The 26343-nt window shown below is 56.1% G+C and carries 27 protein-coding genes; 18 read left to right on the forward strand and 9 right to left on the reverse strand.

Annotated elements, in window-relative coordinates; translation table 11 throughout:
• Window positions 1-396: 396 nt before the first annotated feature.
• The 4 genes from FIV46_RS01305 to FIV46_RS01320 all read right to left on the reverse strand — a co-directional run bounded on the left by FIV46_RS01305 (window position 397) and on the right by FIV46_RS01320 (window position 4126).
• A complete protein-coding gene (locus tag FIV46_RS01305; RefSeq protein WP_139937993.1) occupies window positions 397-630 on the reverse strand; it encodes an HP1242/YdcH family protein in 234 nt (77 codons plus the stop codon).
• A gap of 107 nt (window positions 631-737) precedes the next feature.
• Window positions 738-2495 carry an N-acyl-D-amino-acid deacylase family protein gene (locus FIV46_RS01310; protein ID WP_139937994.1) on the reverse strand — a complete coding sequence of 586 codons (1758 nt, stop codon included), beginning with the start codon at window positions 2493-2495 and terminating at the stop codon, window positions 738-740.
• A 101-nt stretch (window positions 2496-2596) separates the two neighbouring features.
• Window positions 2597-3238 (reverse strand): NAD(P)-dependent oxidoreductase, encoded by a 642-nt coding sequence (locus FIV46_RS01315; RefSeq protein ID WP_139937995.1) that lies wholly within the window; start codon window positions 3236-3238, stop codon window positions 2597-2599.
• A gap of 3 nt (window positions 3239-3241) precedes the next feature.
• The gene (locus FIV46_RS01320; protein WP_139937996.1) at window positions 3242-4126 is read right to left on the reverse strand and encodes an EamA family transporter; all 885 of its coding nucleotides are present in this window, start codon (window positions 4124-4126) and stop codon (window positions 3242-3244) included.
• 82 nt (window positions 4127-4208) lie between these two features.
• On the opposite strand from FIV46_RS01320, the gene FIV46_RS01325 reads away from it, so the two are divergent.
• Window positions 4209-4697: a MarR family winged helix-turn-helix transcriptional regulator gene (locus tag FIV46_RS01325; RefSeq protein WP_139937997.1), complete on the forward strand. Its 489-nt coding sequence runs from the start codon at window positions 4209-4211 to the stop codon at window positions 4695-4697.
• 4 nt (window positions 4698-4701) lie between these two features.
• On the opposite strand, the gene FIV46_RS01330 is transcribed toward FIV46_RS01325, so the two are convergent.
• Window positions 4702-5079, reverse strand: a complete 378-nt coding sequence (locus FIV46_RS01330) for a PACE efflux transporter (protein WP_139937998.1) — start codon at window positions 5077-5079, stop codon at window positions 4702-4704.
• A 181-nt stretch (window positions 5080-5260) separates the two neighbouring features.
• Between FIV46_RS01330 and FIV46_RS01335 the strand changes: the two genes are divergently transcribed.
• The 3 genes from FIV46_RS01335 to FIV46_RS01345 are packed head-to-tail and all read left to right on the forward strand — an operon-like array spanning window position 5261 to window position 8285.
• Window positions 5261-6481 carry an acyl-CoA dehydrogenase gene (locus tag FIV46_RS01335; RefSeq protein ID WP_139937999.1) on the forward strand — a complete coding sequence of 407 codons (1221 nt, stop codon included), beginning with the start codon at window positions 5261-5263 and terminating at the stop codon, window positions 6479-6481.
• Window positions 6481-7524: a phosphotransferase gene (locus tag FIV46_RS01340; RefSeq protein ID WP_139938000.1), complete on the forward strand. Its 1044-nt coding sequence runs from the start codon at window positions 6481-6483 to the stop codon at window positions 7522-7524. The genes FIV46_RS01335 and FIV46_RS01340 overlap by 1 nt, the downstream gene beginning before the upstream one ends.
• Complete coding sequence (locus FIV46_RS01345; RefSeq protein WP_139938001.1) at window positions 7521-8285, forward strand: SDR family NAD(P)-dependent oxidoreductase; 765 nt, start codon at window positions 7521-7523, stop codon at window positions 8283-8285. The genes FIV46_RS01340 and FIV46_RS01345 overlap by 4 nt, the downstream gene beginning before the upstream one ends.
• Window positions 8286-8297: 12 nt before the next feature.
• Here the strand turns inward: FIV46_RS01345 and FIV46_RS01350 are convergent, their stop codons facing one another.
• Entirely contained in the window at window positions 8298-8783 is a 486-nt protein-coding gene (locus FIV46_RS01350; RefSeq protein WP_139938002.1) for an Lrp/AsnC family transcriptional regulator, read from the reverse strand.
• 128 nt (window positions 8784-8911) lie between these two features.
• On the opposite strand from FIV46_RS01350, the gene ald reads away from it, so the two are divergent.
• The gene (gene ald, locus FIV46_RS01355) at window positions 8912-10012 is read left to right on the forward strand and encodes an alanine dehydrogenase (RefSeq protein WP_139938003.1); all 1101 of its coding nucleotides are present in this window, start codon (window positions 8912-8914) and stop codon (window positions 10010-10012) included.
• A gap of 159 nt (window positions 10013-10171) precedes the next feature.
• A complete protein-coding gene (locus FIV46_RS01360) occupies window positions 10172-12478 on the forward strand; it encodes an NADP-dependent malic enzyme (RefSeq protein ID WP_139938004.1) in 2307 nt (768 codons plus the stop codon).
• Here FIV46_RS01360 and FIV46_RS01365 read toward each other — a convergent pair.
• The gene (locus FIV46_RS01365; protein ID WP_139938005.1) at window positions 12470-12670 is read right to left on the reverse strand and encodes a hypothetical protein; all 201 of its coding nucleotides are present in this window, start codon (window positions 12668-12670) and stop codon (window positions 12470-12472) included. The two genes, FIV46_RS01360 and FIV46_RS01365, sit on opposite strands and share 9 nt — an antisense overlap.
• A 55-nt stretch (window positions 12671-12725) precedes the next feature.
• Window positions 12726-13121 (reverse strand): hypothetical protein, encoded by a 396-nt coding sequence (locus FIV46_RS01370; protein WP_139938006.1) that lies wholly within the window; start codon window positions 13119-13121, stop codon window positions 12726-12728.
• A 177-nt stretch (window positions 13122-13298) separates the two neighbouring features.
• Between FIV46_RS01370 and FIV46_RS01375 the strand changes: the two genes are divergently transcribed.
• From FIV46_RS01375 to FIV46_RS01385, 3 genes are all read left to right on the forward strand, one after another.
• Entirely contained in the window at window positions 13299-14309 is a 1011-nt protein-coding gene (locus FIV46_RS01375; RefSeq protein WP_219845817.1) for a COX15/CtaA family protein, read from the forward strand.
• Between the two features lie 3 nt (window positions 14310-14312).
• The gene (gene cutA / locus FIV46_RS01380; RefSeq protein WP_139938008.1) at window positions 14313-14636 is read left to right on the forward strand and encodes a divalent-cation tolerance protein CutA; all 324 of its coding nucleotides are present in this window, start codon (window positions 14313-14315) and stop codon (window positions 14634-14636) included.
• 213 nt (window positions 14637-14849) lie between these two features.
• Complete coding sequence (locus tag FIV46_RS01385; protein WP_139938009.1) at window positions 14850-15401, forward strand: hypothetical protein; 552 nt, start codon at window positions 14850-14852, stop codon at window positions 15399-15401.
• Window positions 15402-15497: 96 nt separating this feature from the next.
• On the opposite strand, the gene FIV46_RS01390 is transcribed toward FIV46_RS01385, so the two are convergent.
• Window positions 15498-16784 carry an O-acetylhomoserine aminocarboxypropyltransferase gene (locus FIV46_RS01390; protein ID WP_139938010.1) on the reverse strand — a complete coding sequence of 429 codons (1287 nt, stop codon included), beginning with the start codon at window positions 16782-16784 and terminating at the stop codon, window positions 15498-15500.
• Window positions 16785-17077: 293 nt separating this feature from the next.
• Here FIV46_RS01390 and rplM point away from each other — a divergent pair, with 293 nt between their 5' ends.
• From rplM to FIV46_RS01435, 9 genes are all read left to right on the forward strand, one after another.
• A complete protein-coding gene (gene rplM, locus FIV46_RS01395) occupies window positions 17078-17542 on the forward strand; it encodes a 50S ribosomal protein L13 (protein ID WP_139938011.1) in 465 nt (154 codons plus the stop codon).
• A 2-nt stretch (window positions 17543-17544) separates the two neighbouring features.
• Complete coding sequence (gene rpsI, locus FIV46_RS01400; protein ID WP_139938012.1) at window positions 17545-18048, forward strand: 30S ribosomal protein S9; 504 nt, start codon at window positions 17545-17547, stop codon at window positions 18046-18048.
• 166 nt (window positions 18049-18214) lie between these two features.
• Window positions 18215-19555, forward strand: a complete 1341-nt coding sequence (locus FIV46_RS01405) for a hypothetical protein (protein WP_139938013.1) — start codon at window positions 18215-18217, stop codon at window positions 19553-19555.
• A 386-nt stretch (window positions 19556-19941) separates the two neighbouring features.
• Entirely contained in the window at window positions 19942-20472 is a 531-nt protein-coding gene (locus FIV46_RS01410) for a PAS domain-containing protein (RefSeq protein WP_139938014.1), read from the forward strand.
• 2 nt (window positions 20473-20474) lie between these two features.
• Entirely contained in the window at window positions 20475-21716 is a 1242-nt protein-coding gene (locus FIV46_RS01415) for a methyl-accepting chemotaxis protein (protein WP_139938015.1), read from the forward strand.
• Window positions 21717-21794: 78 nt separating this feature from the next.
• The gene (locus FIV46_RS01420) at window positions 21795-22940 is read left to right on the forward strand and encodes a cupin domain-containing protein (RefSeq protein ID WP_139938016.1); all 1146 of its coding nucleotides are present in this window, start codon (window positions 21795-21797) and stop codon (window positions 22938-22940) included.
• Window positions 22941-23151: 211 nt separating this feature from the next.
• On the forward strand, window positions 23152-24498 hold the full coding sequence (locus FIV46_RS01425; RefSeq protein ID WP_139938017.1) for a hypothetical protein: 1347 nt from the start codon (window positions 23152-23154) through the stop codon (window positions 24496-24498).
• A gap of 135 nt (window positions 24499-24633) precedes the next feature.
• Window positions 24634-25764, forward strand: coding sequence for an N-acetyl-gamma-glutamyl-phosphate reductase (argC, locus tag FIV46_RS01430; protein WP_139938018.1), 1131 nt, complete (start codon window positions 24634-24636; stop codon window positions 25762-25764).
• A 25-nt stretch (window positions 25765-25789) separates the two neighbouring features.
• Window positions 25790-26341, forward strand: coding sequence for a gamma carbonic anhydrase family protein (locus FIV46_RS01435; protein WP_139938019.1), 552 nt, complete (start codon window positions 25790-25792; stop codon window positions 26339-26341).
• Window positions 26342-26343: the final 2 nt, after the last annotated feature.

Here is a 26343-nt window from a genome sequence, read left to right on the forward strand (position 1 = left end):
GATTATCCAAGCCTGCATTAAGCTTCTTATCAATACCCCTGAAACAACAGAACTATAATACCAACATGGTTCTATGCAATTTTCATATTTATTATCAATGAGATAAGATGTTGCTTGTAAAAAAATGCGTTAAGTTGGTAGCATGCCCGTGATTTGAACCTTATTGAGGCGCGATTAACATCAAAAGGCTTGGGTGCAGCTTGGGTGCAAAACAAGCTAGAAATGCCTTAAAATAGATGAAAATACCCGAAATGGGTGAAAAAATAATAGTATTATCATATACTTAGACACTGGGGGTGAAGGGGTCGTCGGTTCAAATCCGGCCATTCCGACCAAAAGAAAAGCCCGCTGACCGAGAGGCCAGCGGGTTTTTTTGTTTCTATTCTCTGCTCTGGTTTATTTCAGCAGGGCGTAGATCTGGTCCTTGAGCGCCACCCGCTCTTTTTTCAGGTCTTCCAGGGACTCGTCAGAGAGATTTTCAATCTGGGATTCGGCCTTGTTGATGGCCTCATTCACCTTGTCATAGTCATCATGCAGAGCGACAAAATGCGGGTCGTTGACCTTCAGCTCATGCAGCTTGTCTTTATATTCCGGAAATTCTTCAATCAATGTGTGGTGAACGTGTGTCATTTTCCTGCCTTTGAATAGAGATAGTCCCTCCGAAGAGGGGTCAGATATATATAAGGGGGTTCAGCGGCAACTACAAAGGAAATCATAGTCCGGCGAACGGGAATTGTTCACGGCAGATCCTGCCAGTCGCTGCTGCTTTTCCGGCAGCCGCCATCGGGCCAGCCGGTCCAGCCGCGTCCCCTGACCACCTGGCCGGCGAGGGCGCCGGTATGCCTGCCGTTACCGATGGTGTGCACGCCGTTGACAAAGACGTCGCTCACACCGCTGGCATATTGATGTGGCCGGTCGAAGGTGGCGTTGTCCCGGATGGTGGCGGGATCGAAGATCACCACATCGGCGTGATAGCCCTCCAGCAGCAGGCCGCGGTCCCTGAGCTGCAGCAGAGCCGCCGGCTGGCCGGTGACGCGACGAACCGCTTCCTGCACTGTCATGATGCCGTCTTGGCGAACATATTTGGCGAACAGCCGGGCGAAATTGCCGTAGCTGCGCGGGTGGGTCATGGACTTGAGGAAAATACCCTCGGCCGGAGCGGCGTCGCCGTCGGACCCGAGGCTGACCCAGGGCCGGGCGAGCTGCTTTTTCACATTGTCTTCGGACATGATGAAATAGATCACCTGGACCCGGCTGCCGTCGCGGATCACCAGGTTGATGGCGGCTTCTTCGGGCGAGAGATTCCACATGTTTGCCACCTCGGCCAGGGTTTTCCCGGTATATTGCTTCATCTCGTCATTCTTGAAGCCGACCAGCAGGATCTTGTCCGCCGGGGTGCGCCGGCCCAGGTTTTCCCCTTCGCCGCCTTCCGCCTTCATGTCTTTGAGTAGTTTCTTTCGCACCTCGGGATCCTTCATGCGGGCGACCCATTTTTCAATGCCGCCTTCCTGCACCCAGAGCGGCATATAAGCATCAAGACCGGTGGAGCTCGCCGGATAGGTATACATGTCGGCGCTGATGCGCAGGCCGCCGGCCCGGGCGTCCTCGATCCGCTTGATCAACTCATCCACCTTGTGCCAGTTCTGCTGGCCCGACAATTTCAGGTGATATATTTCCGTCGGGGTGCCGGTCTTTATGGCGATGTCAAAGGTCTCTTCCAGCGCGTCAAAGATACGGTCGCCTTCATTGCGCATATGGGTGGTGTAGATGCCGCCGCAGCGGCCCGCTTCGCCGACCAGGGCAACCAGCTCGTCGGTCGAGGCATAATTGCCCGGCGCATAGATCAGCGACGAGCCCACGCCCATGGCGCCGTCCTCCATGGCGTCGGCCACAATCTGCTTCATATTTTCCAGTTGTTCCGGTGTCGGGTCCACATCGGCCTCCCCAAGCTCGTGGATGCGTACTGTTGCCGCACCGATAAGGGACGCCACATTGGGGGAAACACCGCGTCCGGTCATATAGGTGAGATATTCGTCCAGCGTGGTCCAATTGATGTCATATTTAAGGTCCCCCTGGCGGGCGAGGCGGCGCTGCTTCATCTCTTCGTTCCAGGGACCCATGGACCAGCCTTCACCAAACAGTTCCAGGGTGACGCCCTGCTTCAGGTCGCTCATGCCGCGGCCGTCGATCAGCAGGCTGTCGACGCCCCAGCTCAGCGTATTGATGAAGCCGGGGGACACGGCCTTGCCCTTGGCGTCCACCGTTTCCGCTGCGGTGCCCGGGGCGTCCGGGCCGATATAAACGATGCGCTCGCCCTTGATCGCGACATCTCCGGGGATGGGGTCGGCGCCGGTGCCGTCATAGATCATGCCGCCGGTGATCAGGATGTCGTAGTCCGGCTCGGCCCGCTGTTCCGGGCCGCAGCTGGCCAGCAGCAGGGTAAAGCTGAATATGAAAAAGGTACGGAGTGCGGAAAGGCAATATCCCGGCGCCATTGGGGTCCTCCTGGAGTGTTGCGCAACTATTGTTTCCGGAAGGATAGCATGTTTCAGGCAGGGTGGGGAGAGGCGGAAAGAAACGGCCTCTCCCGCAAGGGTCAATAAGCCACGGTGAAACGTTTGCGCCGGTGCTTCGGCTGTTCCGCCTCATCGATCATGGCGACGGCGAAATCCTCCATGCTGATACGGGAGTTGCCGTTGCCGTCCACCAGCAGGGTATCGCTGCCGGTCCGGTAGCGGCCAAGACGTTCACCCGGTTCCAGCAGGGCCGGCGGAGAGAGGTAGGTCACGTCTCCTGCGTTGTCAGCCATGCAGAGCTCGAACTGGGCCTGGCTCGCCTGCGCGATCGGCCGGACGGCCGCGGGCAGGAAACCTGGGGCGCTGAGCACCGTGTGGTTCGGGCGGTCGGCCAGTTTCAGGCTTGCCGCCCCGCCGGTAATCAGCAGGCGGACATTGGCATCGGCCGCCGCGCGCAGCATGGAACCGGTCAGCCCGACCAGTATATCTTCCCGTCCTTCGCTTGGACGCAGGGCGCTGATCACCAGGTCATGACCGGCGGCAATAAGGGTGACTTCCCGGGTGTCTTCCGCATCGGCCAGGATGGGCCGGACCCCGACGGGCATCCTCGTCAGGCCTAACGGAGTGCGGGACACGGCGGTGACATCGTGATCACGGGACAGGGCTTCCCGGACGATGCGGCTGCCGACATCGCCGGCGGCGCCAAAAACGGCAATTTTCATGGTTCAGATCCTTTGCAAGTTACGATTTGATTTCGGGGACAGGCGCGCCGAGGCATGCTGGCTCATCCAGACGCTGGCGAGGATAATCAGGGCGCCTATGAACTGCAGCTGGCTCAGGGCCTGCTCCAGCACCGCCCAGCCGAGAATGGTGGCGGTGACCGGGCTTAACAGCGCCAGGGCCGAGACCGCCGCCGGCTCCATGCGGGAGATGCCGCGCAGCCACAAAAAGCAGGTCAGTGCCGCGCCAACCAGGCCGAGGTAAAGAAACCCGAGCCAGTTTTCGGCGCTGAGCGGGGGCAGGGGCGGCTCCAGCAGCAGCGCCGCCGGGATCAGCAGCAGCCCTCCGGCGGTGAGCTGCCAGGCGGTGAAGGTCAACATGCCCACCGGCGGCTGCCACCTGCGGCTCAGCACCATGCCCGACGCCATGGCGCCGGCACTGGTCAGCGAAGCGGCGATCCCCAACGGATCAAGCCGGGCCTCGGGGCCGAGCAATAGCAGCGCCACACCGCCCAGGCCAAACAGGGATGCAAATACCGCCAGCGGGGAGATGCTGCGGCCAAGCAGCAGGCGGGCAAGGAAGATCACCATCAGCGGCTGTAGCGATCCGATGGTGGCGGCAACCCCGCCCGGCAGGCGGTAGGCACCCATGAACAGCGCAATCCAGAACAGGGTATAGTTGAGCCCGCCGAGGATAAAAAGGCGCCCCAGCCAGTCCGGGCTCGGCAGTTTCCTGACCAGCAGCAGCAGCAACAGGCCCGCGGGCAGGGCGCGCAGCAGGGATACCGTGACCGGATAGCCGTCCGGCAGATATTCCGTGGTCACCAGAAACGTGCTTCCCCAGATGGCCGGGGCCAGTGCGGTGAGCAGGGTGTCGATGGGGCGGGTCATGAGGGGCTCCGTATAATTATCTTGACCTCAAGATAATTATATAAATCTTGACGTCAAGATATTTTTTTGAAATAGTCGGGAAATGGATCACGTGGATAGAATTATCGCGCAGTGGCGCCGGGAGCGCCCGGACCTGGAGGTGGGGCCGATGGAGCTTATCGGCCGGGTGAAGCGGCTGTATCAGCACCTCAGCCGCGGCATGGAAAAAAACTATGCCGCCCATGGGCTTACCGCGTCGGGCTTTGATGTTTTGGCGACATTGCGCCGCTCCGGCGCGCCCTATGCGCTGTCGCCCGGCGACCTGATGGCGGCGACCATGGTCACCTCCGGCACCATGACCAACCGTATCGATCAGCTGGTGAAAGAGGGGCAGGTGGAACGGATCCGCAACGAGAGCGATAAGCGCAGTTTCCTGATCTCCCTGACACCCAAAGGGCGCACTTTGATCGATAAAGTCCTGCTCGACCATGTCGCCACCCAGCAGGAGCTGGTGGCGGGGTTGTCAGAAGGGGAGCGGGAAGAATTGAACGGGCTGCTGAGAGTTTTTCTAAGCGGGTTTGAGGAGGGGTAAAAGGCTATTTTCGCTCCGGGTAACACGCCTCATACTCCCAGCGCTGTTTGAGCTCTTCCTTGGCCGCCACGGCCATGGTTTCCTTTATCCGGGTCCTGAACTCCAGGCAGTCGACCGTCTCCGACATCAGCAGGCCCTCGCGGTCGGGATAGAGCTGGTCCACCAGCGGCATCAGGTCGGTCATGCCTTCCTTATAGTCCTTCTGGGAAATGCTGACGATAAATTCCTGGCCATCGGCCTGCTCCAACCGCATCACCAGCCGCGGCAGATGCTGCTCCTTGTCATAGAGCCAGTTGTTATAGAGCTCGCCGCCGAAGGTCACGGCGAGGAAAAACAGCACGAAACCGATCACGGTCAGTTGGGCTTTGGTCAGGCCGAACATGGAAACTTCCTTTGGTCTTTCTCTTCTTATTACCTGCTCTCTTTTACTCTTTGGCGACAAAGATTCAAGCTTGATCCCTTTATATATCTGATAGATACTTTATCATTCGAACGATCGTTTGAAATTAAAAAGCGGGAGTGCTATTCTCTTGCGGAGAGTTTATGGGAGAAAGGGAGCCGCCATGGATTTTGAATATTCCGACAAGGTCAGGGAGCTGCGTGAAAGGCTGATCGCCTTTATGGAGGCGCATGTCTATCCGGCGGAGGAGACCTATTTCGCCCATATCGAGCCCGAGGCCAGCCGCTGGACCATCCCGCCGATCATGGAGGAACTGAAGGCCAAAGCCAGGGCGGAGGGCCTGTGGAACCTGTTCCTGCCGGAGAGCGACTACGGCGCCGGTCTGACCAACCTGGAATATGCGCCGCTCGCGGAAATCATGGGCCGCAGCCTGATCGGCGCCGAGGTGTTCAACTGCCAGGCGCCGGATACCGGCAATATGGAAGTGATTGTCCGCTATGGCTCGGAAGAACATAAAAAACAATGGCTTGAGCCGCTGCTCGACGGTAGCATCCGCTCCGGCTTCGCCATGACCGAGCCGGCTGTGGCCTCCTCCGACGCCACCAATATCCAGTGCCGGATCGAGCGCGACGGCGACGATTATGTGATCAACGGCCGCAAATGGTGGACCAGCGGCGCCATGGATCCGCGCTGCAAGATCCTGATCGTTATGGGCAAGACCGACCCCGATGCCGATATTCATCACCAGCAATCCATGATCCTGGTGCCGATGGACACCCCGGGGGTAACCCGGGTGCGCCCACTCAAGGTGTTCGGTGATGACGATGCGCCGCACGGCCATGCGGAAATGCTGTTTGAAAATGTCCGGGTGCCGGCCAGCAACCTGTTGCTGGGCGAGGGGCGGGGGTTCGAGATCGCCCAGGGCAGACTCGGGCCCGGCCGGATCCATCACTGCATGCGCCTGATCGGCGCGGCGCAACGGGCGCTGGAACTGATGTGTAACCGGGCCAACAGCCGGGTCGCCTTCGGCAAGCCGCTCAGCGCCCAAGGCTCGGTGCGCGAGGATATTGCCCGCTCCGAATGCGAGATCGAGCAGGCCCGGCTGCTGACCCTCAAGGCGGCCGACCGCATGGACCGCCATGGCAACAAGGTGGCCCGGGATCTGATCGCCATGATCAAGGTGGTGGCGCCGCAGATGGCCCAGACAGTGATCGACCGGGCAATGCAGGTCCATGGCGGCGGCGGCTTGAGCCAGGATTTCGTCCTCGCCCGCGCCTTCGCCTATGCCCGCACCCTGCGGCTTGCCGACGGGCCGGACCAGGTGCATATGATGTCGCTGTCGAAACAGCTGCTGCGTAAATACCGCACCGAAGGGGAGAGCTGATGTCGAACGCTGTTGCTGAACTGGACGAGGCAAAGCTCGCTGCTTATCTGGAAGGCCGGATTGCCGGATTCAGGGGGCCGCTCAAAGCGACCAAGTTTCCGGGCGGCCAGTCCAACCCCACCTTCAGGCTGGAAACGGCAAGCGGCACCTATGTATTGCGCCGCAAGCCGCCGGGCACACTGTTGAAGTCTGCCCACGCGGTGGATCGGGAATTCCGGGTTATCTCCGCCCTCAGGGACACCGAGGTGCCGGTGGCGAAGGCTTATCACCTGTGCCAGGACGACGAGGTGATCGGCAGCTGGTTCTATGTGATGAGCTATGAAGACGGGCGGATATTCTGGGACCCTGGTCTGCCGGATATGGCGAAAGAAGAGCGCCGCGCCTATTTCGACGAAATGAACCGGGTGATGGCCGCCATTCATGATGTGGACCTGGACGCGGTCGGGCTTTCCGATTACGGCGCCCCCGGCAATTATTTCGAACGGCAGATCGGCCGCTGGTCCACGCAATATGTGGCCAGCCGCACCGATCAGTTCGAGGCCATGGAATTTCTGATGGAATGGCTGCCGGAACATATGCCGGCAGACGACGGCAGCGTCAGCCTGATCCATGGCGACTACCGGCTCGACAATCTGATTTTCCACAAGGAAAAGCCACAGATCATCGCCGTGGTCGACTGGGAGCTGTCGACCCTGGGGCATCCGCTCGCTGACCTGTCTTACCAGTGCATGCAGTGGCGGCTGCCTCGGGAATCCCCCGGCATCAAGGGACTGCAGGGCGTGAACCGGACCAGGGAAGGCCTGCCCACCGAGGCGGAATATGTGCGGCAATATTGCGAGCGCCGCGGGATCGGCCCGATTACCGGCTGGCCCTTCTATCTGGCGTTTAATTTTTTCCGGCTCGCCGCCATTGTCCAGGGAGTCTACAAGCGGGCGCTGGACGGCAATGCCTCCAGCGAGAAGGCCCATATGATGGGGGCACTGGTGCCGGTAATCGCCCAGTTTGCCATTGACGTGATCAACAGGGGGGAGGAAATCCAATGACCACTTACGATTATAAAGGTAAAGCTGTCCTGATCACCGGTGCCGGCTCCGGCTTCGGCCGGGCGGCGGCGCTCGCCTTCGCCAGGGCCGGGGCGGACCTCGCCCTGTCGGATGTGCAGCTCGAGCAGCTCAAGGAAACAGTGAGCCAGGCCGAAGCGCTCGGCGCTACCGTGGCCCATTGCCTGTGTGACGTGCGGGACAAGGCCCAGGTACAGAATATGATCGACGGCTCTGTTTCGGTGCTCGGCCGCATCGATATCGCCATCAATAATGCCGGGGTGGAGCACGAAAACCTGCCCATAGCCCAATGCGATGACGAGCATTGGGAGAAAACCATGGATGTGAACCTGAAGGGAGTCTTCTACTGCCTGAAATATGAACTGCTGCACATGATGGAACGCCAGCAGGGGGTGATCCTCAATGTCGCCTCGGTGGCGGGTCTTGTAGGTGCCCCCCGTCTCGGACCCTATGCTGCCAGCAAGCACGGCGTGATCGGGCTTACCCGGACTGCAGCGGCGGAAAATGCCCGCTATAACATCCGTGTCAACGCCATTTGCCCGGGGGTGACCGGCACTCCGATGGTGCAGCGGTTTCTGGACAGTGATCCGGAGGCGGTGAAAAAGATCGTCAGGGGAGTGCCCATGCACCGGATTGCCGAAGTTGATGAGATCGTGGAAGGTATGTTGTGGCTTTGCTCTGCCGGCAACAGTTTTATGACCGGTCAGGCAATCGCCTTTGATGGCGGGATGACGGCGGTCTGATCTCTTTAAATTTCAGGCCCGGAACGGCACCACATAGGATTTGGTGACCGTGCGCAGGGAGAAATTGCTTTTGATCTGGCTGACCCCGGGCAGGGCGGTCAGCACATCCATATGCAGTCGCTCATAATCGGAGGCATCCGAGACAATCACCCGGAGCAGGTAATCCGCATCCCCGCTCATCAGGTAACATTCCATGATCTGCGGGCACTCCTTCACCTTCTTTTCGAATTCGGCCAGCTTTTCCTTGGTCTGCTTCTCCACGGTGATCTGGACGAAAACATTGTCCGGAAAACCGGCAGCGGCCTGGTCGACAACCGCCGCATGGCCGATGATGATACCGTCTTCCTCCAGCGCCTTGACCCTGCGCAGGCAGGCGCTCTGGGACAGGCCGACCCGGTCGGCCAGGTCTGCATTGCTGATGCGGCCGTCTTCCTGTAGGATCCTGAGGATGGCAAGATCAATCTTGTCCAGTTCTATGTGATCAAATTTATTTCTCATAATGGTTATTGTACGCAATATTATGCGAAGAAACAAGTTATCTGTCGCTTACTTCGCAAGGACATGCGGTGAGTTTTGCGTTATTCTTGCGTCTTCTACAGGACAACCGCAGGACAGGGAGACTTCATATGATTATCGGTGTGCCCAAAGAGATCAAGGTTCATGAATATCGCGTCGGCTTGACACCGGCCAGCGCTTCCGAGTTTATCCGTAACGGACACCCGGTATTTGTCGAGACCGGTGCCGGTGAAGGCATCGGCTTTACCGATGACGCCTACCGGGCGGTCGGCGCGGAAATTCTTTCCTCGGCGGCAGAGGTATTCGCCAGCGCGGAAATGATCGTCAAGGTCAAGGAGCCGCAGCTTAACGAATGCGCCATGCTGACGGAAAAGCACCTGCTGTTCACCTATCTGCACCTGGCGCCCGATCCCAAACAGACCGAGGCGCTGATGGCGTCCGGCTGCACGGCCATTGCCTACGAAACAGTGACCAATGACGCGGGCGGCCTGCCGCTGCTGGCGCCGATGAGCGAAGTGGCCGGGCGCATGTCCATTCAGGCCGGTGCCCATGCGCTGGAAAAGGAAGCCGGCGGCCGCGGCCTGTTGCTGGGCGGCGTGCCCGGCGTGGCTCCGGCCAAGGTGGTGATCATCGGCGGTGGCGTGTCCGGCATGAATGCCACCGAAATTGCCGTCGGTATGGGCGCGGATGTGAGTGTTTTCGACCGCAACCTGGCGGTCCTGAGCAAGCTGGACCACCGCTTCCGTTCCGCCATCAAGACCCGCTATTCCACAGCCCATGACCTGGAAGATGCGGTGCTCGATGCCGACCTGGTGATCGGCGCCGTGCTGGTAGCCGGTGCCGCGGCGCCGAAACTGGTGACCGAGGATATGGTCAGGGAAATGAAGGAAGGCTCCGTGCTGGTGGATATTTCCATCGACCAGGGCGGCTGTTTCGCCACCTCCCATCCGACCACCCACGCCGATCCCACCTTTATCAAGCACGGCGTGGTTCATTATTGTGTGGCCAACATGCCGGGCGCCGTTGCCCGCACGTCGACCTTCGCCCTCAATAACGCCACCCTGCCGTTCGGCCTGGCCCTGGCCAACAAGGGCTGGAAGCAGGCCGTGGCTGATGATCCGCATCTGAAAAACGGCGTCAATGTCTCCGGTGGTTTCGTTACCTATGAAGCCGTGGCCCGGGACCTGGGCAAGGAATATCGCCCGCTTTAATTTGTGCGCGGTAAGCAATTGGAATCAAAGGGAGGCTTAGGTCTCCCTTTTTTTTGATATTTTTGCCTGAAACAGTACCATTTTTCTTCCATATATGTTTTATAGGGACATGGCAAAGCAGACTGCCCGCGAAGGCAGCGATCATATGGACAGACGAGAATGGCGGACGACAAGCTCAAGGAAACTTCCCTTCGGTATCACAAGGAACCGGTAGCCGGGAAACTGGCGATTGTACCAACCAAGCCTTTGGCCAACCAGCGTGACCTGGCCCGGGCCTATTCCCCCGGTGTGGCCTATGCCTGTGAAGCCATTGTCGAGGATCCTCATGCGGCCGCCGAAATGACCATACGCGGCAACCTGGTCGGCGTGGTGACCAACGGCACCGCCGTGCTGGGGCTCGGCGCCATCGGCCCGCTGGCCGCCAAGCCGGTGATGGAAGGAAAGGCGGTTCTGTTCAAGAAATTTGCCGGGATCAATGTGTTTGACATTGAGGTTGATGAGCGCGATCCCGAAAAGCTGATTGATATCGTCGCCTCGCTGGAGCCCACTTTCGGCGGCATCAACCTGGAGGATATCAAGGCGCCGGAATGCTTTATCGTCGAAGCCGAATTGAAAAAGCGCATGAACATCCCGGTCTTTCACGACGACCAGCATGGCACGGCCATTGTTGCCGGGGCCGCCATTTACAACGGTCTGCGGGTGGTCGGCAAGAAACTGAAAGATATCAAGCTGGTCTCGACCGGCGGCGGAGCGGCGTCGCTGGCCTGCCTGGATGTGCTGGTGAGCATGGGCCTGCCGAAGGAAAATATTACCCTGGTGGATATCGAGGGCGTCGTCTATGTGGGCCGGGAAAAGGACATGAATCCCTATAAGGACCGCTATGCCCTCGACACCGATATGCGCACCCTCGATGACGCCATTGAAGGGGCGGATGTGTTCCTGGGACTCAGTGCGCCCGGCATTCTGAAAAAGGAAATGGTCGCCAAAATGGCCGACCGTCCCTTTATCCTGGCCCTGGCCAACCCGACCCCGGAAATTCTGCCGGAGGATGCGCTGGAGGTAAAACCGGATGCGGTGATCGCCACCGGCCGTTCCGACTATCCCAACCAGGTCAACAATGTGCTTTGCTTCCCGTTCCTGTTCCGCGGCGCCCTGGATGTAGGGGCCACCACCATCAACGAGGAAATGAAAGTGGCCTGCGTCAAGGCCATCGCCGACCTCGCCTACAAGGAGACGTCGGAGCAGGTGGCTGATGCCTATCGGGGCGAGGAACTGAAGTTCGGTCCCGACTATATCATTCCCAAGCCCTTTGACCCGCGCCTGATCCTCGAAGTGGCGCCAGCCGTGGCCAAGGCGGCCATGGACTCCGGTGTCGCCACCCGTCCGCTGGCCGACGTCGAGGAATATAAGGAAAGCCTCGGCAACTTCGTGTTCAAATCCAACATGCTGCTGCAGCCGATCATCGAAGAAGCCAAGAGCTTGAAAAAACGGGTTATCTATGCGGAAGGGGAAAGCGAGTCCGTGCTGCGCGCCGTTCAGGCCGTGGTCGATGAACAGATGGCGTTTCCGATCCTGATCGGTCGTCCCGAAGTGGTCGCCAGCCGCATCGACAAGATGGGCCTGCGCCTGAAGCAGGGCGAGGATTTCGACCTGATCAACCCGCAAAAAGATGAACGTTACCGGGAATACTGGCAGCTCTATCATTCGCTGGTCGGGCGCAAAGGGGTCTCCATCGAGGCCGCCCGGACCATTGTCCGTACCAATACCACGGTGATTGCCGCCCTGGCGGTGATCCGTGGCGAGGCGGACGCCATGATCTGCGGTAGTTACGGCCGGTTCGATTTCCACATCCGCTATATTATTGAAGTGATCGGCAAGCGCTGTGGCTCCCAGGATATATCCACCCTGAGTACGCTGATCCTGCCGCGCCAGACCCTGTTCCTGGCTGACGCCTTCATGGGCGTTGACCCGACTGCGGACCAGATCGTGGAAACCACCATCGCCGCCGCCCGCAAGGTGGAGCAGTTCGGCATCAAGCCGAAAATTGCCCTGCTGTCCCATTCCAACTTCGGCTCGTCCCGGGCGCCGTCGGCCCGCAAGATGCGGCAGGCGTCGCGAATCCTGCGGGATGAATTCCCGGACATGGAAGTGGATGGGGAAATGCATGCGGCGGCCGCGCTGGATGAGTCGCTCCGTAACGAGCTGATCACCGACAGCCGCCTCAAGGGCTCGGCAAATCTGTTGATCTTCCCCGACCTGGATGCGGCCAATATCTGCCTGGATATGGTGAAGAATATCGATAACGGGTTGCTGGTCGGCCCGATCCTGCTGGGGGCGGCGCAATCCGCCCATATCGTCACACCGGCGACCAGTGCGCGCGGCATCTTCAACATGACCGCCATTGCCGCCCTGGATGCCAAGAACAATACGCCGCGGGAAGATATCCGGCCGGGCGGGTCAGACTGACCCGGGGCCACCGTGCAGGGTCATCAGGTGGCGGACCATCAGGATCGCCAACAGGATAAAGAAAAACTGTAGTCCATTCCAGGGGATGGTCCAGGCGCGGCCGATCTCTTTCGGTCGGCGGGACATGATATTGGCCACTACCGTGAGGGCAATGCTCAGGGCCAGAAGGCTGTAGGTGGTGACAATATCCATGGTGGCTCCGCTTATCCTGTTTCGGAGCACTAGGTAAGCACGGTGTGTGCTGCTGTCAATATCGAATAATGAAGCCGAATTGTCCCAGGGAAGGAGCGCGGTTCAGGGTCAGGCCCGGATTGAACTCGTAGCTTCCGGGCGGCGCGTAAAGCCTGGGGTCCACAGTATGAGTGACTTTGCGGCCGACAAGAAAATAGATATCTTTTTTGATCTTATACTTTAGGTTAATAAAATAACCAATTGGATAAGAATGATTATTTTTTTCATCGGTATCTGAATCCAGGAGCCGGGCCGGTGTATAATTGCTGTCGATCCGATAGCTTTGCGGCAAATTACCCGGCTGGGGTGATGACAGATTTAGTTCCTGGGAAAAGCTCTGGAGAGGAAAGAGGATAAACACAGCCAGACCGGTCAGCAGAAAAAGGCTGCTGAAATGAAACAGGCTTTCCATGTCACCGGCTGTCCTATCCATGGGTAAAAGTGTAGGAATTGTCGGTTAAGGATTTATGATCATTTGCTAAAATTTGTCCTAAAATTAACCCTGGTGAAACCGGCATGTCGGCCGCAACTTGTAACTGCTTGAAAACAGGATGCCGATGGGATAGGAACGGGGCAGAAAGGGATGCCAATGATTAACGAACAAGACAAAAAAAATAACCGGCAGATTGCGTTCTGGCTGTTTTCCGTCTGTGCGCTGATTTTCCTGATGATTGTTGTCGGCGGAATCACCCGCCTGACCGAGAGCGGTCTCAGCATGGTGGACTGGCATCCGATTCACGGTGTGGTACCGCCGTTGAATGAAGTTGAATGGCAGGAAGAATTCAACGCCTATAAACAATATCCCGAATATCAGAAAGTCAACAGCGGCATGACCCTGGAGGAATTCAAGGGGATCTTTTTCTGGGAATACAGCCACCGTATTCTCGGCCGGCTGATCGGGCTGGCTTTCTTTATTCCGTTCATGCTGTTCCTGTTGCGGGGAAAGGTCATGCCGTCGCTGAAGCCGAGGCTCTGGATCATGTTTATCCTGGGCGGCCTGCAGGGATTGCTCGGCTGGTGGATGGTGAAAAGCGGGTTGGTGGACCGGCCCGACGTCAGTCACTATCGCCTGACCGCCCACCTGGGGCTCGCCGTCCTGATCTATCTGTATATATTCTGGACAGCGCTTGACCTGGTTTCGCCGCGGGCGGCCAGTCGCCGGCTGTCCCGGTCCGCTGCGGTGCTGGTTCTGCTGGTTTTCGGCCAGATCCTCCTGGGCGGCCTGGTGGCGGGACTCAATGCCGGTTTCATCTATACGGACTGGCCGCTGATGGACGGGCAGCTGATCCCCGCCGGCCTGTTTGACGAAAGTCCCTGGTATATGAATTTCTTTGAAAACCTGATGACGGTGCAGTTCGACCACCGGATCGGGGCTTATATCATCACCATTATGTCCGCCTGGCTGGTCTGGAAAAACCGCCTGTATCGGCCATTGGCCAGTCTGCTGCTGGCCGCGGCTGTCCTGGTTCAGGTGACGCTGGGGATCCTGACCCTGGTCCATGTCGTGCCGATTCCGCTGGCTGCCCTTCACCAGGCGGGGGCAATCGTGCTATTATCTGCCGGTCTTTATTTTCTGCATCGCCTGAAACAGGAGCATTGACCCATGTCCGCCTGCTGCACCATCTATGTGACCTGCAGCGATCATAACGAAGCATTGGAAATTTCCCGCACCCTGGTCCGGGAAAAGCTTGCCGCCTGCGCCAATATCATGGACGGCATGACATCGGTATTTGTCTGGGACGGTGAGGTGTGCGAGGAAAAAGAATCTGTTCTGCTGCTCAAGACCCTGGAGGCGAAGCGGGAAAAGGCTATCGCCCGGATTATCGACCTGCATTCCTATGAAGTGCCCTGCGTCACCGTCTGGCCGATCAATGGCGGCAATCCCGCGTATTTGAAGTGGGTTGAAGACAGCCTTAGCGGGAAATAATCAGTGAAACTGATTGATTTTTTCCGGGGTGTCGTTGATAGTTTGGGGGTTGCTTTTTGCTGAAACTGGCAACTTATTTGATGTGTTAGGGGTAGTAAAGTCAGTAGCTTGGGGGATTGCGAGTTTTCTTTCCGGTTATTCAGGTTTCTTTGTCTGTGGTCAGGGGGCCGCAGTGGGGAACAATCTTGATCTACCTCCTTTGAGGAGGAAATAATGAAATCAAAATTTTTAATGTTGGCGCCCGTTGTGGCGTTGAGCCTATCCGGCTGTGCGAGCGTGATGAGTGGAACAGACCAGGATATGACTGTTGATTCCAACCCGAAGGGAGCGGAATGTACGCTGACAAGGGAAAATCGGGTGCTGGCGACAGTCACCACGCCCGAGACCATTCGCGTCAGCAAACTCAAGCATGATATCTATGTCAGCTGCCAGATGGACGGTTTCCATGAGTCCACAGCACATGTGAATTCAGGCACCGAGGGTTCAACCTTCGGCAATATTATCCTGGGCGGCGGGATTGGCTGGGCTATTGATTCCGCACGGGGCGCTGACAATAAATATGCTGAAGTTGTGACCGTGACCATGGTACCGCTGAATCAGGCCGCGCCGGAGCCGGTAGTCTATGGCGTCGAACAGAAAGATGAAGGTGCCGGCGAAGCTGAAGCCGGGCAGACTGACGGTGATGTTGAAGCCACTGAGGAACAGGTGCAGCCAGTTGAGGAAACAACCGCTGTTGAGCCGATCGAAACCGGCGCGACAGATTGAATTTTCACATTATAACTGAATTTTCACATTATAAATGAAATGAACCCTGCTTCAGGTTTGAAGCAGGGCTTTTTTACGGATTTTCGTTTTGTTCGATCAGCTGTTCAGGGCCTGGTCCAGGTCGGCCTTGATATCTTCCACATCCTCGATGCCGATGGACAGGCGCACCACGTCCGGACCGGCGCCGGCCTTGACCTGATCGGCTTCTGCCAGCTGGCGGTGGGTGGTGGACGAGGGATGGATGATCAGGCTTCTCGTATCGCCGATGTTGGCCAGATGCTTGAACAGTTTCACATTGGCGACCACTTTCTTGCCGGCGTCATAACCGCCCTTGACGCCGAAGGTCATCACGGCGCCCGCGCCTTTCGGCAGGTATTTCTGTTTCAGGTCATAATAGGGGCTGTCTTCCAGCCCGGCGTAGGACACCCATTCCACCTGGTCATGGGCCTGGAGGAATTTCGCCACTTCCAAGGCGTTGTCCGCATGGCGCTGCATGCGCAGCGGCAGGGTCTCGATGCCGTTCAGGATCAGGAACGCATTCATGGGCGAGAGCGCCGGGCCCAGGTCGCGCAGGCCGACAGCCCGGCAGGCGATGGCGAAGGCGATATTACCCATGGCTTCGCCGAACACTTCGCCGAATACCATGCCGTGATAGGATTCGCTGGGCTCGGACAGGGTGGAATATTTGCCGCTCTTCATCCAGTCGAAACGGCCGGAATCGACGATCACACCGCCGACGCTGTTGCCCTGGCCGCCGAGGAATTTTGTCAGACTGTGCACGACAATGTCGGCGCCGTGTTCGATCGGTCGGCAGAGATAGGGGGTGGCGAGCGTATTGTCCACCACCAAGACGATGCCGGCTTCATGGGCCACCTCGGCGATGGCGGCGATGTCGGTGACCACACCGCCCGGGTTGGCCAGGCTTTCCATGAAGATCGCCTTGGTGTTGGGCGTGATGGCAGCCTTCATGGCGGCCGGGTCCGGATCAACGAAATTTGCGCCCCAGCCGAACTTCCTGAAGCTCTGGCTCAACTGGGTGATGGAGCCGCCATAGAGTTTGGTGGAGGCTAGGATCTCGTCACCCGGCTCCATCAGGGTATGGAAGGTGATCAGCTGGGCGGCATGGCCGGACGCCACGGCAAGGGCGGCGGCGCCGCCTTCGAGGGCGGCAACCCGGTTTTCCAGCACACCGACTGTCGGGTTGGTCAGGCGGCTGTAGATATTGCCGAATTCCTGCAAGTTGAACAGGGCGGCGGCCTGTTCCGGGCTTTCGAATTCATAGGAAGCCGTCTGATAGATGGGCGTCACGGCGGCCCCGGTGGTCGGGTCTGACTGGGCGCCGGCATGAACGGCGAGTGTCGAAAACTTCTGTGAGTCTGACATGGCTTTGATCCTTAAATTATAATGTGTGGCTTATTGTTGAATTTTTGTTTTAAAAACAAGGGGGTTGTAAATAGGTATTATAATACCATAATTTCAAGTCCTTGAATTTTAAAGGAAATATATCATTGACTTTTATTTTGTAAATGGCATATTGCGCGCCATTGTTATTTATCGAGTCCCGGGCCTGTCCCGAAGCTGAACAAATAACACCGGAACACCATAAAAGCCGTTTGCATCCCGGGCAATTAAAACCTGCAGCAGGGAAAAGAGGCGGCCCATTAAGGAACGAGAATATGAAAACCTTTTCTGCTACACCGGCAGACATTGAGAAGAAATGGTATGTGGTCGACGCCGAAGGCGTTGTCCTGGGCCGCCTGGCTGCCATTGTCGCCAATCGTCTGCGCGGCAAACACAAGCCGTCCTATACTCCGCACATGGATGACGGCGACAACATCATCATTATCAATGCCGAGAAAGTCAAACTGACCGGCAAGAAAATGGACGACAAAATCCATTACTGGCACACCGGTTATCCGGGCGGTATCAAAAGCCGTAACGCCAAACAGATCCTCGAAGGCGAGCATCCCGAGCGTCTGATCACAAAGGCTGTACAGCGCATGATCCCGAGCGGCCCGCTCGGTCGTCAGCAGATGCGTAACCTGCGCGTTTATGCCGGTGCAGAACATCCCCATACCGCCCAGAACCCGGAAGTTCTGGATGTTGCCGGTATGAACGAAAAGAATACAAGGAGCCGCTAATCATGGCTGAAGAAAAGAAAACTCTTGAAGACCTGAAAGAGATCACAGCCGAAGCTGCCAATGCAGAAGCCGGCAGTGAAGCTTCCGAAGCCGTTACGGCTGAACCGAAACTGGACGCGCAGGGCCGTGCCTATGCTACCGGTAAACGTAAAGACGCGGTTGCCCGTGTCTGGATCAAGCCGGGTTCCGGTAAAATCACCGTCAACGGCCGCGACCAGCTGACATACTTTGCCCGCCCGACACAGCGTCTGGTCGTGAACCAGCCGTTTGAAGTTGCCGGTCGCAAGGATCAGTTCGATGTGGACTGCACCGTTAAAGGCGGCGGCCTTTCCGGTCAGGCCGGTGCCGTTCGTCACGGTATCAGCAAGGCGCTGACATATTATGAGCCGGGCCTGCGTCCGGTCCTGAAAGCCAATGGCTTCCTGACCCGCGATGCCCGTGTGGTTGAACGTAAGAAATACGGTAAGGCCAAGGCCCGCCGGAGCTTCCAGTTCTCCAAGCGTTAATCGCACCAGGATATACAGAATCATCGAAAGCCGCCCTCAACGGGCGGCTTTTTTTGTGCTGCCCAATTAGTAAATTGTTAAGCTGCGGTCGCATATTTTTGTCTGCTAGGTTTTTGAACAAAAAGCGTTCTAATGGTCAACTTTCCAACGTGTGAACGGTCGGAGTATGCTGGAAAAATTTATAGAAATGCTGCTGTACGATGTGGATGCGTCCGGTGCCAAGCAACCACGACAACGGACATTCGGACTCAGGACCAAGCCGACCCCCTCAGTCGAAAAAAAGTTGATGAAAATGCTGTCCGAAAGTTCCATGGTGAACACCGGGCGCGTTCAGCTTCTGGGATTGAAGGAACTGAAGGAAAAGATGGGGGACAGATGGCTGGATCTCAGGGAGTCGATACTCACCGGCCTCGAACAGATTGTCCTGAAACGCATCGGCAATCAGGATGTCTTTTTTTCCAGGAGCGAGGAAGAGCATCTGATTGTTTTCGCCCATCTGGCGGAGGATGAAGCGCGCCTGGTCTGCGCAAAAATACTTCAGGAACTTTCCATCAAGTTCCTGGGCCAGGTCGAAACCCGGGAGATTGTGGTCCGGACAGCAGTCGGTCAGTTTGACGGGCAATTGACTTTTGAGGAAGACACCCTCGATAACATCCTGTCCAACATCGGCATGAAGGAGAATGCATCGCTGTCGGGTGATGAAGAAGACCCCTCGGATGCCCGCTCTGCCAGCAATCTGTTGAGATTTTTTTCAGGCGAAAACGACCGAATCCGGGAGTTGTTCAAAGTAACCTATGTTCCAATCTGGGACAGTAGGCACCAGGTATTGTCTACCTATGCCGTGGATTGTCAGATGCGGGACAAGGTATCGAGCGGCAATTACTCGACTCTGATCAAGCGGCTGGAAAACCGGGACAGGGTTAGCCTGGACTATATGCTTGCAGATGAATGCGGTAACCAACTTCTGGAATTTTACGCCAAGAAATACCGGGCGGTTTTCTGCCTTCCGGTTTGCTATGATACCGTGTTCAATTCTCAACTTCTGACAGCATATTCCCGTAAGATCGTGCAGATTCCCAAGGAGTTGTCCCGCTATACCATGATAACCTTGAAAGGGTTTCCCCAAGGGATGCCGTCCGGCAAAATTCTGGATATTGTTGCCATTCTCGGAAGATACTGTCCGGTCATTATGCTTGACTGTGACGAGTTTATTCCCAAGAACCTGGATTTCTATAAGGAGTGCGGCCTCAAGGGGATCAGGGTGCGTCTTGATCCGGACAAATCGGATAGTCAGGAATATTGGTCCGCTCTCGCCACCACGATTGACAAGTGTCGAAAAAAAACGCTCAAGGTTTCGCTGATAGAAGTGGGTGACCGCAAATCACTGCAGCAGGCTTATGAGTATGGGTTTGACTATATCAGTGGTGATGCCGTTCGACAAAAAACCAGTGCCCCTGGTCATATGCTGCGCGTAAATTTTGAAGAGCTGATCGCAGGAGATGAGTAGCGGCTGGGGTGAACAATTTTACGGGTATTGAAAATACAGAACAGACGCCCCCACAAAATAATTCGAATAATTCCGTAGAATTATGAAATTTCATACTTCAAATAAACAGAAATTTTACTAATTCTCGTCCATACAGGTTCAATGGCACAGGAGGTAACTGTACATGCGGATGATCGATAAAAGAAAAATTATTACGGGTAAATAAAACAAGTAAACACGAAGTAAGAGTATATTTACATAAGTATGTTCTACAATAAGCCAAAGTCGGAAGTATCAACTGGTTTGGTTTTGGTCAGCAAGCACTTCTCAGGGCTTTAAAGTCGCGAATACTGACACGGGAAACATAGCTGTTAAATATGCGATGAGAGTATTTTTGAGGAACCTCGATGGCAAATATGAATATTGAACCTGTGGATGAAGAAATAACTTTCGGACAAGACGAGATTATTGTTTCCAAAACCGACCTCAAGGGCCGGATCACATATGTTAATGATATTTTTTGTAAAGTCGCGGAAATGAAGGAACGGGAGGTGTTGGGGGAGCCGCACAGCATCATCCGGCACCCTGATATGCCGCGCGCCGTCTTTCAGCTTCTCTGGGAAACCATCCAGCATAAAAAAGAGATTTTCGCCTACGTTAAGAACATCTCCAAGACAGGAAAATACTATTGGGTTCTTGCCCATGTCACCCCGACCATGGACGATCAGGGCAATATCGTTGCCTATCACTCGAACCGTCGCAGTGTTTCCGCCAACGAAGTTCAGAAAATCGATAAGCTGTATAAAGAAATCGCAGCGGTGGAACGTCAGCATGCCAACCGTAAGGAAGGCATGCTTGCCGGTGCAAAATATCTGGCGGAACAGGCTGCAAATAGTGCCACGTCATATGATGAATTCATCTGGTCAGTAGGAGCGTAAGAATGTTTGCTTTTGGAAAAAAGAATGCAGGAGCCACCTCCCAGCAGGATAGTTCGCTGGCAAAGGAACTGGCGGAAACCAAAGAAAAACTCGCCCAGTATGAGAAAGCCTTTGCTGCTTTGAAGCAGCTTGGGCCGGAATTGCGCAAAGGCAATCTCGAAGCCAGGATTGTCGGTTGGCAGGACCATGGTGAGCTTTCCGCGACCATGGCCGATATCAATTATCTGCTTGATTTGTCCGATGCCTTCGTCCGGGAAGCCGGCGCCTCCCTCGAGGCGGCACAGGATGGCGCCTATTATCGCCAGTTCATGACCCGCGGCATGCGTGGCAGCTTTGGCCTCGGCGCCGAGGTCATCAATGCGGCCGGACTCAACATGGAGCAAATGGAAGAAAAGGCGTATTCCGAACGGGAGCGCCTCGCCAAGGAATTCAATGATAATGTGATGCAGTCCCTGACCACCATCACTGAAGAGATTGGCAACCTGAGACGGATGTCAGACCTGCTCAACAATAATGCTTCCGAGACCCAGAGCATGGCCACCAGTGTCGCCGCTGCTTCCGAACAGACAACAATGAATGTCCAGACCGTTGCGGCTGCCGCAGAAGAACTGACCAAGTCGGTCGAGGAAATCGCCCGTCAGGTGGCGACCTCTTCACAGAAATCAAATACTGCGGCTCAGGAAGCCATCGCGGCCAAGGACACCATTGATGCCCTGCAGAGTTCTTCAACCTCGATTGGTGAAGTGGTCAAGATGATCAATGATATCGCCGGGCAGACCAATCTGCTGGCGCTGAACGCAACCATCGAGGCAGCACGGGCAGGGGAAGCCGGTAAAGGGTTTGCCGTGGTCGCCAATGAGGTGAAGTCCCTGGCAACCCAGACGTCCGACGCGACCGGCAATATTGCCGAGCAGGTGGGCACCATCCAGGAGAACGCCGGCTCTACGGTTGAGGTAGTGGATGGTATCGCCCAGAGTATTGCCCTGTTGAGTGAAATCGCTTCCAATATCGCTGCTTCGACCGACGAGCAGTCTGCCGCAACGCTCGAAATCAGCAAGAATATTCAGGAGGCCTCCCGCGGGACCCAGGATGTGACCGTCAATATTACCAGGGTCAGCGACACAGCTGTGAAAACCATGGAGAGTGCTACAAGGCTGGCGGAAGCCTCCAGCTTGATGGAAAGCCAGGCCACTCAGTTGCGTGACCAGGCGGATTCCTTCATGAAGGCCATCCTCGCCCGCTAGTCGCTTAAAACGCCAGTCGAGAAAAAAACTGAAACCCGCCGGCTTGATCGGCGGGTTTTGCTGTTCTACTGTGGCGGCATGACATCAACACTCGACATACACACCTCGTTTCCCGACGCGCCGGAATTTTATGAGGTCTACTGGAACAGAAAACCCTTTGTGGTCAAGGGCGGCGTCGAGGCTGGGCTTGCCGCGGAACTGATCGAACCCGACGAACTGGCCGGCCTGTCCCTCGAAGAAGAGGTGAGATCGCGCCTGGTGACAGGACCCGTTGGGGGCTGGGCCTGCAGGCACGGTCCGTTTGAAGAAGGGGATTTCGCCGGTCTGGGGGAGCAGGGATGGAATCTCCTGGTGCACAATGTGGAACATTTTCATCCGCCGGTGGCCCGGCTTCTGCCACTGTTTAATTTCTCTCCCCGCTGGTTGCTGGATGACATCATGATCAGCTATTCGGTGCCCGGCGGTACTGTCGGGCCGCATATCGACAGCTATCACGTTTTTCTGGTTCAGGGGCAGGGGCGTCGCCGCTGGAAGGTGGGAGCGGCCGCCCTGAAGGAGGAACGCTACATCCCAGGTATTGACCTCAGGGTTCTGAGGGATGACTTTGACGGGACCTCGGTCGATGTCGGGCCGGGAGATGTGATTTACATACCGCCGCGCGTGCCCCATGAGGGGATCACCCTGGAGAGCGCCCTGACGTATTCTGTCGGTTTTCTCGGCCCGTCGGTGCCGGAACTTTTCATGGCTTATGGCCAGTATCTGGAGGAACGGGGCGAGACAGAAGCAAGATATCTCGGCGACGGCCTTACCGAACAGAACGGCGGTTTTGCGGCCGGGCCTGAGGTCACGGGCGGTATTCGACAGTTGATGAAACAGGGACTGGAGGGACAGACATTCACAGACTGGCTTGTTTCCTATTTTTCCACCAGTCCCGTTGAAGACGAGATATATCAGGAACCCAGTCCCGACATTCGGGAATTTCTGACGGAAGGGACGCTATCCCGGCCGGAACAGGAGAAGATTGTCATATCCCCTTCCGCAAACGGCGACATGCTGGTGGGCTATCGGGGGGAGTGCTACCGGGTTGCCGGGAGCAATGAGCCGCTGCTGCGCAAAATCGAATCCGGAGAAATTATTTCCGCTTCTGATCTGGAAAACCTGTTCGACGGGGATGAATTGCCTTCGCTTTTGAAAAATATTTTGCTTGCCTCCAGTCCGGAATAAACCTTCCGCATTTTGCCAACAGCCTGTCATTTCTGGCTTTTTTTGCGACTGCTTTTTCAGTCGAATATGCGCACTTCCTTAGGAAAGATGTTCACTTTTTGTTTACCATAATTGTTAGGTTTTTATTAATTTTGTAGACATTATTTTAAAAGCCGGGGTGTCCGAATTAGATAAAATTTTATATATTTATCAGTGGGTTGTAAGGTTCTAGATGGCGCAGGGCAAGCGATCGGTATTTGACAGGTTCAAATCAGGGAACGGGGGGCAAAAGCTGGCTCCGCCGAAAAGCAGGCCGCTGCGTTCCCTGTCCTCGGGCGATGACGGAAGTTCCTCGGTCAAACCCATCACCAACAGCAAACTCGAGAGCTTTCTGGAAAAGGATGACATCGCCCTGAGCGGGCGCGCCCAGTTGATCAGCATGCTGTCGATGAAGGAAAAAGTCGGTGACAGCTGGAACAGTGTAAAGGGGCGTATTGCTTCCGCTTTCGAAAGCTCTCTGGAAAGTTCCTGCAGTCCCAATGACAATTTGTTCAAGCGATCCGATGAAGAATATATAGCTATTTTTTCGTCCCAGACAGCCGAGAACAAAAGCCCCGACGACCTGAGCAACATTTGCCGCAACCTGATGGTCGAAGTCGCCCGCAAATTCCTTGGCGAAATCGAGCCGGATCCCGATATCGCCCGAACCATCTATGGTTTCAAGGATGGAAAATTTCTCTTCGACCGTGAAGTCAGGGAAGGGCCGGACAGGAAAAAAGCCGGGTCGGCAGCCAAACCGGAGGAACAAAAATCCTCGGTCAATGACCTGTTCGTCAGCAATGAACGTTTTGATCTTCTGTACCGGCCCAACTGGAGTGTCAGTCACGAAACCATTACGACTTATTCGGTTCATGCCAGCGCCCACGACGCCCAGGACAATGTGCGTTACGACTATAATGTTCTGAAGGACAAGACTGCGCTCGAGTGTCTGATTGGTCTCGACTGGCTGCTGCTGTCCGACTCCATAGAAATTATGGAGGGACTTTATATCAACAATTTCAGAACCGTTTATGCCATCCCGGTCCATTACGAAACCGTGTTCAGTCCGGAACGCATCAAGGGATATCTGCTGCGCTGTAAGAAGATTCCGGAAGAGCTGAGGAAATATGTGATTTTTAACCTCACCGGCATTCCTGACGGCGTACCCGTTACAAAACTGCAGATGATTATTTCATCCCTGAAACCCTATTGCAACTCGGTGCAGCTTGAATGTGCCTCGTTGCCCAGAGACTGTTCAAAACTTGTCATGCCCGGGTTGCGGTACCTCAAATATCGTCTGCCGGATAAGGTGCCGTCCGATAAAAGTTACTGGGTGAAGATGGCGGAATTTGCCATTTCCTGCAAAAAGAACAAGCTGCTGAGTGTCATCACCAATGTCAATTCGGTCGAACACCTGATGATTACCCGGGAGATAGGTGTAAATTTCCTCAGCGGTGATATAATAGGGAATTATTGCGAGATTCCCGAGCATATGCAGAAGATCAAGTGGCAGGAACTCGTCAATAAGGCAGAGTTCTAAATCGAATATTATTCGGATTAATAAGTAAATACAGAATAATATTTGTCATAATATCTCTTGAAAACCATAATATTTCGGTTTAGACAGGGCTGCGAAAGATTCATACCAATCTGCGGAGCAAAGGATTAGATCGAAATGAGCGAGTCAGCAAAGAAAATCAGAGCCGGAATTCTGGGGGCAAGTGGATATACAGGCGCTGAGCTGGTTCGCCTGTTGGCACTGCATCCCCATGTCGAGATCGTCCTTCTGACTGCCGACCGCAAAGCCGGTCAGCCTATCGCTGATGTTTTCCCCCATCTGGCGACGACGGATTTGCCGGATCTGATGGCGGTTGATGAGGTGGAATGGCCGGGCCTCGAACTGGATGTGGTCTTTTGCGCGCTGCCCCATGCCACTTCGCAGGAAATTATCAAGGGCATTCTTCATGCCACCGGCCACGGATTCATTGACGAAATGATTATTGAATCGCCGTCGGATTATGCCAATGCCATCCATGGCTCGGTCAAGGTGATCGACCTGTCAGCCGATTTCCGGCTTCGGGATCAGGATGTGTATCAGAAATGGTACGGGGATGAGCACCGGGCGCCCGAACTTCAGAAAGAGGCCGTCTATGGCCTGACCGAGCTCAACCGGGAAGATATCACCCGGGCGCGGCTGGTGGCCTGTCCCGGATGCTATCCCACGGCGGCGTTGCTGACCTTGGTGCCGCTGCTGCAGTCCAGGGTTATTGCCAAGGGCAATATCATTATTGACGCCAAATCCGGCGTCAGCGGTGCCGGGCGGTCCCTCAAGGAGGCAAACCTGTTCACGGAAGTCTCCGAAGCCATGCACCCCTACGGCATTGCCGCCCATCGGCATTCGCCGGAGATCGAACAGGAACTGACCAAGGCGCTTGGTGAGCAGGTCTACGTTACCTTCACGCCGCACCTGGTGCCCATGAACCGGGGCGAACTGGAAACCATCTATGTGCAGTATGCAGACGGCAAAACGGTCGCTGATCTGCGCGCGGTGCTGGAAGAACAATATGCCGATGATCCGTTTGTCACGGTGGCGCCGGAAGGCGTAGTGCCCGCCACGCGCCAGGTGCGGGGCTCCAATCATTGCGTGATCAATGTGTTCGAGGACCGGGTCCCCGGCCGGGCGATCCTGGTGGTGGTCATAGACAATCTGGTCAAGGGCTCTTCCGGACAGGCCATTCAGAATATGAACCTGATGTTCGGTCTGGAGGAAACATTGTCGCTGGAACAGTTGCCACTGTTCCCCTAATTTTCCCGATAAAGAAGGAGGCCGTATGTCAGAGAAACAGAGCCGCCGCGTGAATGGCGGAGGAAAGATTTATCCTTACCGTGGGGTCTGGCCGACCATTCATGAAACCGCCTTCATCGCGCCGGGCGCGCGGATAATCGGTGACGTGCATATCGGCGCCGGCAGCAGCATCTGGTTCAACTGCGTGCTGCGCGGTGACGTGAACAAAATCCGCATTGGCTGCAACAGCAATATCCAGGACGGTTCCGTGGTCCATGTGGAAGGCGGCGGGGCAGAGACAGTGATCGGCGACGATGTTCTGGTCGGACACCTGGCCCTGGTGCATGGAACAACCATCGAGGACGGTGGCTTTGTCGGCATGAAAGCTGTGACCATGGATGGCTGTCATATCGGCGCCCAGGGCATGCTGGGGGCAGGGGCTCTGCTCAGCCCGGGCAAGAAAATCGGCCCCGGTGAATTGTGGCTCGGTCAGCCGGCGCGTCATATACGCGATATGAGCGAAGAAATGAAAGCCGGCCTCAGGGACGGTACGGATCACTACAAGCAGCTGGCCCAGGAGTATCTGGAAGACTACTGAGG

This window comes from Emcibacter nanhaiensis, from assembly GCF_006385175.1.
GTDB classification, from domain to species: Bacteria; Pseudomonadota; Alphaproteobacteria; order Sphingomonadales; family Emcibacteraceae; genus Emcibacter; species Emcibacter nanhaiensis.